Origin of the sequence: Streptomyces amakusaensis (genome assembly GCF_039532665.1) — a bacterium.
In the GTDB taxonomy this organism is placed as follows: domain Bacteria; phylum Actinomycetota; class Actinomycetes; order Streptomycetales; family Streptomycetaceae; genus Streptomyces; species Streptomyces amakusaensis.
Genome location: NZ_BAAASB010000004.1, coordinates 493314 through 505373 on the forward strand (window position 1 = coordinate 493314; position 12060 = coordinate 505373).

At 73.4% G+C, this 12060-nt stretch carries 9 protein-coding genes; 3 read left to right on the forward strand and 6 right to left on the reverse strand.

The genetic code is table 11. The features are described 5' to 3' along the window. Positions 1-2: 2 nt before the first annotated feature. The 3 genes from ABD371_RS09720 to ABD371_RS09730 form a co-directional block, all read right to left on the reverse strand. Entirely contained in the window at positions 3-1304 is a 1302-nt protein-coding gene (locus tag ABD371_RS09720; RefSeq protein WP_344474895.1) for an NtaA/DmoA family FMN-dependent monooxygenase, read from the reverse strand. Further along, positions 1301-2380: an LLM class flavin-dependent oxidoreductase gene (locus tag ABD371_RS09725; RefSeq protein ID WP_344474897.1), complete on the reverse strand. Its 1080-nt coding sequence runs from the start codon at positions 2378-2380 to the stop codon at positions 1301-1303. The genes ABD371_RS09720 and ABD371_RS09725 overlap by 4 nt, the downstream gene beginning before the upstream one ends. A 186-nt stretch (positions 2381-2566) precedes the next feature. Next, a complete protein-coding gene (locus ABD371_RS09730) occupies positions 2567-4453 on the reverse strand; it encodes an FAD/NAD(P)-binding protein (RefSeq protein ID WP_344474899.1) in 1887 nt (628 codons plus the stop codon). Between the two features lie 507 nt (positions 4454-4960). Between ABD371_RS09730 and ABD371_RS09735 the strand changes: the two genes are divergently transcribed. Then, positions 4961-5533, forward strand: a complete 573-nt coding sequence (locus ABD371_RS09735) for a GNAT family N-acetyltransferase (protein ID WP_344474901.1) — start codon at positions 4961-4963, stop codon at positions 5531-5533. Between the two features lie 15 nt (positions 5534-5548). Here ABD371_RS09735 and ABD371_RS09740 read toward each other — a convergent pair whose 3' ends face one another. After that, positions 5549-6775, reverse strand: a complete 1227-nt coding sequence (locus ABD371_RS09740; RefSeq protein WP_344474903.1) for a DUF5685 family protein — start codon at positions 6773-6775, stop codon at positions 5549-5551. 288 nt (positions 6776-7063) lie between these two features. On the opposite strand from ABD371_RS09740, the gene ABD371_RS09745 reads away from it, so the two are divergent. Further along, complete coding sequence (locus ABD371_RS09745; RefSeq protein ID WP_344474905.1) at positions 7064-7507, forward strand: cell division protein SepF; 444 nt, start codon at positions 7064-7066, stop codon at positions 7505-7507. 10 nt (positions 7508-7517) lie between these two features. Here the strand turns inward: ABD371_RS09745 and ABD371_RS09750 are convergent, their stop codons facing one another. Then, positions 7518-8708, reverse strand: coding sequence for an acyl-CoA dehydrogenase family protein (locus ABD371_RS09750; RefSeq protein WP_344474907.1), 1191 nt, complete (start codon positions 8706-8708; stop codon positions 7518-7520). Between the two features lie 129 nt (positions 8709-8837). Continuing rightward, complete coding sequence (locus tag ABD371_RS09755; protein WP_344474909.1) at positions 8838-10550, reverse strand: MFS transporter; 1713 nt, start codon at positions 10548-10550, stop codon at positions 8838-8840. A gap of 409 nt (positions 10551-10959) precedes the next feature. On the opposite strand from ABD371_RS09755, the gene ABD371_RS09760 reads away from it, so the two are divergent. Continuing rightward, entirely contained in the window at positions 10960-11979 is a 1020-nt protein-coding gene (locus tag ABD371_RS09760) for a phosphatase PAP2 family protein (RefSeq protein WP_344474911.1), read from the forward strand. The last annotated feature ends 81 nt before the right edge of the window (positions 11980-12060 follow it).

Below are 12060 nucleotides of genomic sequence, written 5' to 3' on the forward strand. Positions count from 1 at the left end.
TCTCAACCTTTCCATATCGGCTCGGCGAGCCCCAGATGGGAGCGGAGGGTCGTGCCGGAGTAGCCCGTCCGGAAGGCTCCGCGCTCCTGGAGCAGGGGCACCACGCGGTCGACGAATTCGTCGAGTCCGCCGGGGGTGATGTGCGGTACGAGGATGAATCCGTCGGCCGCCCCCAGGTCGACGAAGCGCCGCATCTCCTCGGCGACCGCCCGCGGGGTTCCGACGAAGGACTGCCTCCCGGTGGCCTCGATGACGGTCTGCCGGATCGAGAGGCCCTTCGCCTCCGACAGGGCCCGCCACCGGGCCGCGACCTCGAAGGGGTCGCCCGCTCTCACCCGGCCCTGGGCGAGGGCGGAGTCCGGTTCCGGGTCGGTCTCCGGGAGCGGGCCGTCGGGGTCGTACGAGGAGAGGTCCCGGCCCCAGATCTGCTCCAGGGCGAGGATCGCGTTCTGCGGGGAGATCTGCTGCCGGCGGATCTCGGCGGCCCGCTCCCGGGCCTCGGCGTCGGTGTCGCCGAGGACGAAGGTGACCCCCGGCATGATCTTCAGGTCGTCGTGGTGCCGGCCGTGTGCGGCGAGGCGCGCCTTGACGTCGGCGTAGAAGGCGCGGCCCGCCTCCAGCGTGCCGTGCCTGCTGAAGATCACGTCCGCCGAGGCGGCGGCGAAGTCGCGCCCCTCGGCGGAGTCCCCGGCCTGGATGACGACCGGATGCCCCTGGGGGGACCTGGGTACGGTGAACTCCCCCTCGATGGTGAAGTGGGCGCCGGTGTGCTCGACGGGGCGCGCCGCGCCGTCGGGGGTCCAGGAGTCCCAGAGCTTCCGGGCGGCGTGGAGGAACTCCTCCGCCCTGCGGTAGCGGTCGGCCCGGTCCAGATAGCCGCCGCGCCGGAAGTTCTCGCCGGTGAAGGCGTCGGAGGTGGTGACCACGTTCCAGCCGGCCCGGCCGCCGCTGAGATGGTCCAGGGAGGCCAGCCGGCGGGCGAGTTCATAGGGCTCGTTGAAGGTGGCGCTGACGGTGGCGGCGAGTCCGAGCCGGTCGGTGACGGCCGCGAGCGCGTTCAGCACGGTGATCGACTCGGGGCGGCCGACCACGTCGAGATCGTGCACCCGGCCCTTGTGCTCGCGCAGCCGCAGCCCTTCGGCGAGGAAGAAGAAGTCGAAGAGTCCGCGTTCGGCGGTGCGGGCGAGATGCTCGAAGGAGGTGAAGTCGATCTGGCTGCCGGAGCGTTCGTCGGACCAGACGGTGGTGTTGTTGACGCCCGGGAAGTGGGCGGCGAGGTGGAGTTCGCGGGTTAAGGCGGTCATGCGGCCCCTCCCCCGGGCGCGGTGGCGTACTGGTTGGCGGGCCGGGCGAGCCCCAGGTGTTCGCGGAGGGTGCCGCCGGGGTGGAAGGTGCGGAAGAGGCTGCGGTGCTGGAGGAGGGCGACCGTGCCGTTGACGATCCGCTCCAGGTCCCGGTGGGGGGCGATGGGGGCGAGATGGAAGCCGTCGGCGGCCCCGGCCCGGTGCCAGCGGGCGATCAGCTCGGCCAGTTCGACGGGGCCGCCGCTGAAGTGCGCGACGGGGGCGGCGGTACGGGGTCTGGCCTCCAGCCCCGGCTGGGGGACGGACTCGCTCCCGCCGAGGTCGACGGCGATCGAGACGAGCACCCGCAGCTGCCGGGGGTCCCGGCCGCGGGCCCCGGCCGCGCGGTGCAGATCGGCGCGGAGCCGGGCCGCCCGCTCCGGGGTGGCGGCCCGGACCAGGACGACATCGGCGTGGGCGGCGGCGACCCGGTGGCCCTGCTCCCCGGTGCCGGTGAGGTCCACGACGGTGACCGGGCGGCCCTGGGGCGGCCGGGGCACGGTCGACGGGCCCCGGACCCGGAAGGAGGAGCCCTGGAAGTCGACGTGGTGGAGTTTCTTGCGGTCGATGAAGCGGCCGGTCGCGGTGGAGCGGATCTCGGCGTCGTCCTCCCAGCTGTCCCAGAGCCGGGCGACGACGTCGGCGACCTCGCCCGCCTCCCGCCAGAGCGCGTCCAGGGGGGCGGCGGGGCGGCGGCCGAAGAGCCTGGCCTCGGCCTCGGTGGCGGAGACCCCGACGGACCAGCCGGCCCGGCCCCGGCTGACCCAGTCGAGGGTGGCCACCGAGGTGGAGACGTGGAACGGCTCGGTGTGGGTGGTGGTCACGGTCGGCACCAGACCGATCCGTCGGGTACCGGGGGCGAGCCGGGCCAGCACGGCGAGCGCGTCGAGCCCGGGCCGGGCGAAGGAGTCCCCGAGAGTGACGAAGTCGAGGGCGCCGCGCTCGGCGAGCCCGGCGAGTTCGGCGTAGTGCTCGGCGCCGCAGTGCGCCGGGCCGTCGAGGGCGACGGCCAGATGAGGGGAGCGGGTGGCGGACATGGGAGGCCTCTCCGGGGGGTCGGAGCCGTCGCGGGCGGTCGGTCCCGCGACGGGCGGTGGTCCGGTGAATGGTCGGTTCACCGGTGGGTGCGCAAGAGGTCGGTCGAAGCGCCGCGGCCGGAGGGGTGTCCGGTCACGGGCGGTACGAGGTGGTGCGGGCGGTCGGGGTGGAGCGGGCGGGGCGGGTCAGGCGGAGGGGTGGGCTCGGGCGGACAGCTCGCGCAGCAGGGTGAGCGCCGCGCGCGCCGTGGCGTCGTTCTGTCCGAAGGCCGCCCCGCCGGTCCGGGGCCGGGTGAACGCCCCGCTGTTGCGGCCGTCGGTGTGCGGCCCGAGCGCGAACCGGCGCGGGTGGGACGCTCCCGTACGGTCCAGGATCCGGCCGTCCGCCGGGTCGACGGCGAGCAGCCCGGTGGGGGTGCCCGCGGCCCCGCCCTCGTGGAGCGCGCGCAGCAGGGGGCTCGCGCTGCGCGCCAGCGAGGGTTCGGGCAGCCGTGCCTCGACGAGTGTCCGGGCCGTCACCGGTGGGCCGGACACTCCGGCGCCGGCCGCGTGGAAGACCCCGCGCCGCTCGTCCGTGCCGACGGCCGTGTCGGGCCCGAGGAAGCGGACGACCCCGGCGCGGGAGAGCGCGAGCAGCTGGCGCAGCCGGGGTCCCGGCGGGCCGGAGGCGAGATAGCTGAAGTAGCCGTGCCACCAGTTGCCGACGTCGCCGAGCCGGACCAGCTGTCCGTAGACGGAGAGCAGTCCGATGAAGACGGCCAGGTCGGGGCTGCGGGCGGGGTCGTGGGCGCGGATCAGATCGGCTTCGACATGGGCGCGCAGCGTGTCCTGGACCGCCTCGTGCGAGGCGAAGCTCCGTCCCGCCAGGGGCCGGTCCAGACCGAGGAGGTCGAGCCGGTCGGCGGGGTCGGGCACGGCTCCGGCGATCAGTTCGCGCAGCCGGGGGGAGCCGGGTTCGACGGCGGTGTACCTCTCGTCGAAGGCGGCCCAGCCGCCGCCGGAGGTGCGCTCGGGGTGGGCGTGGAAGAGCCGGTGGTAGTGGGCGTGGCCGAGTTCCTTGTCGATGAGCGGCCAGATGTCCCGCCGGAAGTCGAGCGGCCCCCGGCGCAGCAGCTCCGCGGTCTGTTCGGGGCCGAAGTGGCGTGGCAGCGGCGGGGGTTCGCCCCCGAGGTCGTATCCGATCTTCGTACGATACGGGACTCCGCGCCGCGATCCGGCGTACAGGACGGGCTCCCGGCCGGAGGGGAGGTACTCGCCGTTCTCGTACCGTCCGCCGCGGCCCTCGGTGAGCAGCACCATGAGGTCGATGAAGGCGAGTCCGAGGCCCCGGACGATGACGGGCTCACCGGCGGGTATGCGGTCGAGGTCGCTGTCGGCGGTGAAGTCGGGCGGCAGGTGGAGCAGTCCGTGGCGGTCGGCGAAGTCGGCGAGGGCGCGCTGTTCGGCGTCGGGTTCGGCGTCGAGATGGCCGAGAGTGAGCAGTACCAGATCGGCGGTGAGCGGCCGGCTCCCGCCCGCGAGCGAGATCCGCTGCGGGCCGTCGCGCGGTCCGGTGACGCGCAGCGCGGTGGCCCGGTGCTCGTGGACGGTGACGGAGGGCGGGAGGGCGGCCACGGCCCGCTCGTAGAACCAGCGCAGATAGGAGCCCTGGCTGGTGCGGGCGGAGAAGGTGCGGCCGTCGACCCCGGCCCATTCGGCGAGGGTGGGGCCGGGTCTGACGGGTCCTTCCTGGCGGACGGTGTCGTCGGTGAACATGGTGACGTCCTCGGCCATGGAGTTCATCCACAGCAGCGGGGACTGGTCGGCGCGCCAGATGCGGCCGGGGCCCGGCGGGTGGGGGTCGATGAGATGGACCTCCAGCGGGAGGTCCCCGTACAGCTCGGACGCGTTGGCCGCGAGCCGCTCCAGGAAGCCGGCCCCGCGCGGGCCCGCGCCTATGACGGCGATGGACGGCGGGGCGGGCGGGGCGGGCCTGCGGGCGCGGCGGGGTGGGGTTGTGGGTGGCCGGATCTCATCGGTGGGACCGGGCGGGGCCGGGGGGCAGGCGGAGAAGGCGTCGGCAGGGGCGGCCATAGAAGGGCTCCGTGGATGCGTGTATCGAACACGGGCCTGTCTTCACCGGAAGCGTCCGCGCTGCGCGCGCCGAGGCGATGGGGAGCGCGCCCCTCAGCACGACCCCCGACCGAGGCTAGGCGCTCGGCGGGGTCCACTGTCAAGGGTGTCCACACTGTGAGCCGTTGATCTCACGGCAGTTGACGCCAAAACGGATGCCTGTTCCACTTGGGCCATGTCTTCACAGCAGCCGCTGGTCAGGCGCTCCCACATCGACTTCGGTCGCGTGTGGTCCGCTTCCTGTTGAGCCGACCGCGCTGCCTCGTGGGCCCTTCGGCCCCCCCTCCCCGCCCGGCCCCGCCCCTGACGTACCGCCGCCGGTCCTCCCGGACCGGCCGTCGGCGTCCGGCGGGCCGCGCGACCCCCGTCACGGCACTGTCGTCACCCTGCTCCGCGATGCGCACCACGCTCCACTCCCCTCGCCGCACCGTCGCCCCGACCGCACTCCCTCGAACTCGAAGGGTCCGCATGGCGTACACCCCGCACCGTGATCCCGTCGACTCCGTCGATTCCGTCGATTCCGTCCCGACGGTTCTCCGTACGACGGCACCCCGTACGACGGTCCTCCGTACGACGCCCGCCGACCCGCTGGCGCGGCCCCTGCTGGAGGAGCTGTCCCACGAGTACCTCGTCCGGTACGGGGACAGCTCCGACATGACGCGCTATCCGGCCGTCGAATTCGCCCCGCCCGACGGGGCGTTCCTGCTGCTGCTGGAGCGGGGGCGGCCGGTGGCCGGCGGCGCGTACCGGCGGTACGACGGCGTCACCGCCGAGCTGAAGCGGATCTGGACGCACTCCGCCCACCGCCGCCGGGGGCTCGCCCGTGAGGTGCTGCGGGTGCTGGAGGCGGAGGCTGCCGGGCACGGCTACACCCGGATCCATCTGACGACCGGGCCGCGCCAGCCGGAGGCCAGGGGGCTGTATCTGGCCACCGGCTATCGCCCGCTCTTCGATGTCCGCGCCGATCCGGAGTCGCTCGGTCTGCTGTCGTTCGAGAAGGAGCTGCCCGGGGAGACGGAGACGGGCGCTTCGAGGCCCTGACGCCCCGGCGGGCCGTCAGTCGCAGGCGCAGCAGCAGCCCTCGCAGGAGCAGCAGGAGCACTCGACGCAGTCGCCGTCGCGGCAGCAGCCCTTGCGCTTCTTGCGCGACCAGGGGCCCTCGTACTCCTTGGCGCAGCAGAGCCGGCAGGTGCACAGCAGCCGGGTGAACGCGGCGCAGCCCGCGAGGAAGCCCCGGGGCGAGGGGGGCCGGGGTCCGTCGGCGGGCGGTCGGCCGCTCCCGCCGGGGCCGCCCGGCCCGCCGGGAGTCCTGGGGCCACTGGGGTCACCGGGGTGTGCCCCGCCGTACTGACCGCCTCCCCCGTACGAGTGGTTCGGTCCGCTTCGGTGCGAACCGGGCGTCGAGACCTGCCCCTGGTGGGAGCAGCTTGTCGTACCGAATGCCCGGTCCACCGCCGCGGCCAGCTCGTGGGCGAGCAGGATGTGGACGAGCCGGCCGTCGGTGAAGCGCGCGTCGCGCAGCGCGAGGCGGACTCCGCGGACGGCGTCGTCGGCGAGCCGGCGGGCCTCGGCGAGCGGGGTCCCGGTGGCGGTGAGCGGGTTCCAGGCCCCGGCGGCGGCGTCGGCCCCCTGGTCCTCGACCGCGTCCAGCAGATGGGCGAGGCGGCCGAAGAGACGACCCGCCTCGGCGAGCGGGAGGGCGTTCTCGGGGCGTCCGGCGAGCACGGCGGTGTGCGCGAAGGCGGCGGCCGTGGCCGTCTCGGTGGGCTCGGTGACCGTCAGCAGCGGGGTGCCGGGGCCGGCGAGGGCCTCGATCCCGGTCTGCCGGTCGACCGCGTCGAGGAGTACGGCGGTGTCGAAGCCGACGCGCGCGCCCGCCCGCGAACCCGCCCGGTCCCAGCCCGCGGCGACCTTGCGGGCGGCGGCGGCGACCGGCTTGCGGGCCAGCAGCCCGTCCCGGTCGGCGACATGGTCGCGCACCTTGGCGGAGGCCAGCACCAGCGAGACGGCGGCCGCGAGCCGGGCCCCCTCGCCCCGGGCGACGGGTGCGGTGCGCAGGGCGCGCAGCGGGCAGGGGCCCGCGGTGCGGCGGGCCGCGGGGGTCCATTCGGACTGAGCCTCCGTCAGGACGGAGATGATCAGGCCGTCGTAATTGGTGACCACTCGTGCGAATTGACCGTGGTCCGAGCGGAGTGCCAGACAGAGGCCGCAGAGGTGCGCCATCCACTCCGCCCTGAGGCCGTCGGTGAGGCGATGGCCGCAGGGCCGGACGATCCCGAACATGGTTTTCCCCCGTGCGTCGTTCAATTGTGCGGGCCGCATCGTATCGAGGGATCGATCACCCGTACGCCCTGGACGTCACCCATCCGGACTGACTTTCATATTTTGTGCGGATCACCACCCGCATACGGGAAGAAAGCTGACGAACCACCACATCATCTGCACCAGTCCCGTCACGAAACCCCTGCGCTGCGGCTATCCACTTGGCGCGCGATCCGCATGATGGACCACGATAGGGACAGGAAAGACGAAAGACCGCTAGTGAGCGGACCGCAGTGGAAGGAGGCGTCCATGGGATCTGTGCGCAAGGCGAGCGCCTGGCTGGGACTCGTCGAGGACAACGACGAGCGCTACTACGCCGACGAGTACGCCGAGTACTCAGAGGGTGCCGAGACGGCCGACGCCTGGGTCACCGACCCCCGGGTGCGCGTCGCCTCCGAGTCCGCCCAGGCCCAGAGCCGCCGGATCGCCACTGTCTCGCCCACCTGCTTCCGGGACGCCCGCAACATCGGCGAACTGTTCCGCGAGGGCGTCCCGGTGATCGTCAACCTCACCTCGCTGGAGTCCGGCGACGCCAAGCGCGTGGTCGACTTCGCGGCCGGGCTCACCTTCGGACTGCGCGGCTCCATCGAGCGGGTGGCCACCCGGGTCTTCCTGCTGAGCCCCGCGCACACCCAGGTCGTCAACGGCGAGCCGCAGGGCCGTCCCCAGGACGGCTTCTACAACCAGAGCTGAGCGGGGCCGCTCACCGGAACGCGTCCAGCCCGGTGAGCGCCTTGCCCAGCACGAGCTGGTGCATCTCGACGGTGCCCTCGTAGGTGAGCACCGACTCCAGATTGGTCGCGTGCCGCATCACGGGATACTCCAGCGAGATCCCGTTGGCCCCCAGCACCGTCCGCGCGGTCCGGCAGATGTCGATCGCCTCGCGGACGTTGTTCAGCTTCCCGAAGCTCACCTGCTCCGGGCGGAGGCGGCCCGCGTCCATCCGCACCCCCAGATGGTGGGCGAGCAGGATCCCCTTGTGCAGCTCCACCGCCATGTCGGCGAGCTTGGCCTGGGTGAGCTGGAAACCGCCGATGGGCCTGCCGAACTGCTCACGGGTACGGGCGTAGTCGAGCGCCGACTCGAAGCTGGCGCGCGCCGCGCCCATGGCCCCCCAGACGATCCCGTACCGCGCGTGGGTGAGACAGCGGAGCGGGCCGCCGAGGCCGGCGGCCCCGGGGAGGAGCGCGTCGGCGGGCAGCCGGACCCCGTCCAGGACCAGTTCGCTGGTGACGCTCGCCCGCAGGGACCACTTGTGGCGGATCTCGGACGCCGTGAAGCCCGGCAGCGAGGTCGGGACGGCGAAGCCCCGGATGCCCTCGTCCGTCTGGGCCCAGACCACGGCGACCCCGGCCACCGAGCCATTGGTGATCCACGTCTTGCGGCCCGTCAGCACCCAGTCCGGGCCGTCCCGCCGGGCGTGGGTGCGCATGCCGGCCGGGTCCGAGCCGTGGTCGGGCTCGGTGAGCGCGAAGCAGCCGATGGTCTCCCCCGCCGCCATGCCGGGCAGCCAGCGCAGCTTCTGCTCCTCGGAGCCGTAGCGGTGGATCGCGTACATCGCGAGGGAACCCTGCACGGAGACCAGGGAGCGGATGCCGGAGTCGGCAGCCTCCAGCTCCAGACAGGCCAGTCCGTACTGGACCGCCGTCGCGCCCGCGCAGCCGTACCCCTTCAGCGACATCCCGAGCGCGCCCATCGCGCCCAGCTCCCGGGCCAGCTCATGGATGCCGGGCAGCTCGCCGCGCTCGTACCAGTCGGCGATGTACGGCAGGACGCGCTCGGCGGCCCAGGCGCGCACGGTGTCGCGGACCGCCAGATCCTCGGGGGTGAGCAGCTCGTCGATGCCGAGCGGGTCGGCGGCGTCGAAGCGGGCGGGCTTCGGGCTCTCGGGCATGGGGGCCTCCGCTGGACAGACGGCTCGGCAGCTTCAGTCGATCACGGGCTCCGACGTTACGGTTCGCCGTGCCACCCGTCCAGACCCGCCCGCCCCGGGCGTCTCAGCGGACGGGGGACGAGGGGCTGTTCAGCGCGGGGGGCCGGAGGCGTCGGCGACACAGGGGGCGGGTTCGCGGCCGGCGGTCAGGGCGGTGCCGGGGAGCGCGGCGAGGGGGCCGTCGCACGGGTCCTCGGGGTCCGCCGGTTCGCCCCGCCGGGGCGGCGGGCAGACCGTCCCGGCCGCCTTGGCACCCCGCTCCCGGGGCCCGCAGTCCATGATCGTGGGCAGTTTCAGCGCGGCGAGCGAGCCGAGCAGCAGCAGTCCGGCGCTGACCGTCAGGGTGATGTGCAGACCGTCGACGAAGGAGTGGCGCGCGGTGGCGCGCAGCGCCTCACCGGCCGCGCCGCCCAGGCGCTCCGAGACCTGATAGGCCTCGCCCAGCGAGTGGGAGGCGGCGGACGCGGCCCCCTGGGGCACCCCGGCGAGCGAGTGGAACGCGGGGGCGTAGGCCGCGTTCATGACACTGCCGAGCAGCGCGGTGCCCATGCCCGCGCCCAGCTGGTACGAGGTCTCGCCGATCGCCGCGGCCCCGCCCGCGTGCTCCGGCGGAGCCTCGCTGAGCATCGACTCGTACGCCGCGAACAGGGTGGTCTGGAGACCGAATCCGAGCAGGACGAATCCGGTGGTGAGCAGCACCGGCCGGTCCTGCTGGCCCATCAGCGTCAGCAGCAGCACCGCCCCGGCGGTCAGCACGAAGCCCCAGCCGACCATGCGGCGGGTGCCGACACGGCGCAGGATGTACGAGCCGCTCGCCCCGGCGGCCATCGCGGCGAAGGTCAGCGGCAGCAGTCTCAGCCCGGTCTCCAGCGGGCCCAGCCCCAGGATCAGCTGAAGGTACTGGACGGCGATCAGCTGGAGTCCGACCAGCGCGAGCATGGCGAGCACGATGCAGCCGACGGAGGTGGAGAAGGCGGGCGCGGCGAACATCCGGATGTCGATCAGCGGGTGCCTGCGGCGCCTCTGCCTGCGGACGAAGAGGGTCAGCAGCGCCGCGCCGGCCAGCAGCGGGAGGGCGGTGGCCGGGTCGAGCAGCTGGTGTCCGGCGCCGATCCGCTTCACCCAGAGGACGATGCCGAGGATTCCGCCCGCCGCCATCAGCGCGCCGAGCACGTCCCAGGGGCCGTCGAAGCCGCCCTTCGACTCGGGCAGCAGCCAGCGGCCGGCCGGGAGGAGGATCATCATCAGCGGGATGTTGATGAGGAAGACCGAACCCCACCAGAAGTGCTCGATGAGGAAGCCGCCGAGGACCGGCCCGGTGGCCGCGCCGATGGCGGCGACGGCGGTCCAGATGCCGATGGCCATCGCCCGCTCCCGCCGGTCGGGGAAGACCGAGCGGAGTATCGAGAGGGTCGCCGGCATGATCATCGCGCCGCCGAGGCCGAGCAGGGCACGGGCCGCGATCAGCACCTCGGGGGTGGTGGCGAACGCGGCGAGGGCCGAGGCGACACCGAAGATCCCGAAGCCGAGCAGCAGCACCCGCCGGCGGCCGACGCGGTCGCCGAGCGTTCCGAAGAGGATCAGCAGCGCGGCGCAGATCAGCGGATAGGCGTCCACCATCCACAGCAGCTCGACACCGGTGGGGCGCAGGTCCTCGGTGACCGCCGGCACCGCGATGTGCAGCACGGTGGCGTCCAGCGCGACCAGCAGCAGACTCACACAGAGGACGAGAAGGACGACCCAGCGATTGCCGCCGCCGCCCGCCGCACGCAATCGTGCCGCGGCCGTGGTCGCCCCTGACATGCACACCTCCAGTGATCTCTCCTCGCGCTCGGCGGGCCAGCCGGGGACGGGGACGGTCCCTCAGGGCGGTCCGGCATCGACGGGCGAGTGAGCCGTCAGCGTACGCGAGTTCCGAGCGGCGGTCGCGTGTGGCGTGCGCCACGCCGGGTCGCCGCCGGTGCACTGCCGCCCGGGCCCGGGACGGCGGCGGAGATGAGAAAGAATTCATACGGCAGAGTGGTGAACGTCAATTCGCGCCGCCGAAAGGCCCCTTCAACAGAGCGGATGAGCAATAGGCCGGGTGACCTCCGGGATTTCCGAGTTGGCACCAAATAAACCATCACGCCTGAGACATACTCCACATCACATCGTCATCACAAAGACGCTGGATCGGCCTAGCCCCGCACTCACTCGCTGTAACGTCGATAGGGTGCGTACCGACATCTTCGCCCGCTTGGACCGAGAGCCGGAACCGCCGAAGATAGAGATCCCGCGGATGAGCCGCACTCGCCTCGCCCTCTTCGGCGGGACGTCTGCGTTCTATCTCGCCATCGTCGTCGCCGTACTGGCCTCGACCTGGCTGGTGCTCATCGACTGGAAGGTCATGCTGTTCCGGCCCTATCAGCAGTGGCCGGAGCTGCACCCCTATCTCGATTACTTCGTGGTGCTCGGCCAACGCGGCCCCACGGCCGTGATGGTCGCCGCCTGGCTGGGCTGGCGCTCCTGGCGCCAGCACACCCTGCGGCCCCTGCTGGTGCTCGGCGTGTCGCTGTTGCTGCTCAACGCGACCGTCGGCGCGGTCAAGATCGGCCTCGGCCGGCTCGGCCCTCACTACGCCACCCGGATCGGCTCTCCCGAGCTGTTCGCCGGCGGCGATATATTTCCCTCCGGGCACACCGCCAACGCGGTGGTGACCTGGGGAATCCTGGCGTATCTGGCCACCACCCCCAAGACCCGGCGCTATCTGTCGGCGCTCTCCGCGACGGTCTCGCTCGGGGTCGGTCTGACCACCACCTATCTCGGTACGCACTGGCTGAGCGATGTGCTCCTCGGCTGGGCGGCCGGGCTGCTGATCCTGCTGGGACTGCCGTGGTGCGAACCGCTGATCGCCAGGACCGAGGCCCTGATCTTCGCGCAGCGCGAGCGGTGGCGGGCACGCCGCAGGCTCGTGCCCTCGCTGCCGGTGGCGGCGGGCGGACCCCGGCCGGTGCTGGTCTCCCAGCGCCGATCGCCCTCCCCGGCGGCGGCCGGAACCCCGGAGCGGGAGCCCGTGCCGGACGGCAGGCTGTACGAGCCGGTGGCGGCGGGCGGCCAGCGGGCGGGCCAGAGCGGGCGGTCGACCGCCCAGCGGGACCGGCCGCGTGCCCGCACCGTACGGGCCGAGCGGTCACCGGCCGCCCCGCCGGCGGGCCACCACGCCTCGGCCTCACGGCCCTCGTCCGGCGGCTGACGGCGGACGGCGGCTCGCTCGGCGGATCCGCGACACCCACGGGCGAAGGCCCCGACCACTGCGGTCGGGGCCTTCGCCTCG

Excerpts from the sequence above, each read along its gene's own strand:
- ABD371_RS09720 (WP_344474895.1), bottom strand. The coding sequence starts at position 1,304 with ATGACCGCCTTAACCCGCGAACTCCACCTCGCCGCCCACTTCCCGGGC.
- ABD371_RS09725 (WP_344474897.1), bottom strand. The coding sequence starts at position 2,380 with ATGTCCGCCACCCGCTCCCCTCATCTGGCCGTCGCCCTCGACGGCCCG.
- ABD371_RS09730 (WP_344474899.1), bottom strand. The coding sequence starts at position 4,453 with ATGGCCGCCCCTGCCGACGCCTTCTCCGCCTGCCCCCCGGCCCCGCCC.
- ABD371_RS09735 (WP_344474901.1), top strand. The coding sequence starts at position 4,961 with ATGGCGTACACCCCGCACCGTGATCCCGTCGACTCCGTCGATTCCGTC.
- ABD371_RS09740 (WP_344474903.1), bottom strand. The coding sequence starts at position 6,775 with ATGTTCGGGATCGTCCGGCCCTGCGGCCATCGCCTCACCGACGGCCTC.
- ABD371_RS09745 (WP_344474905.1), top strand. The coding sequence starts at position 7,064 with ATGGGATCTGTGCGCAAGGCGAGCGCCTGGCTGGGACTCGTCGAGGAC.
- ABD371_RS09750 (WP_344474907.1), bottom strand. The coding sequence starts at position 8,708 with ATGCCCGAGAGCCCGAAGCCCGCCCGCTTCGACGCCGCCGACCCGCTC.
- ABD371_RS09755 (WP_344474909.1), bottom strand. The coding sequence starts at position 10,550 with ATGTCAGGGGCGACCACGGCCGCGGCACGATTGCGTGCGGCGGGCGGC.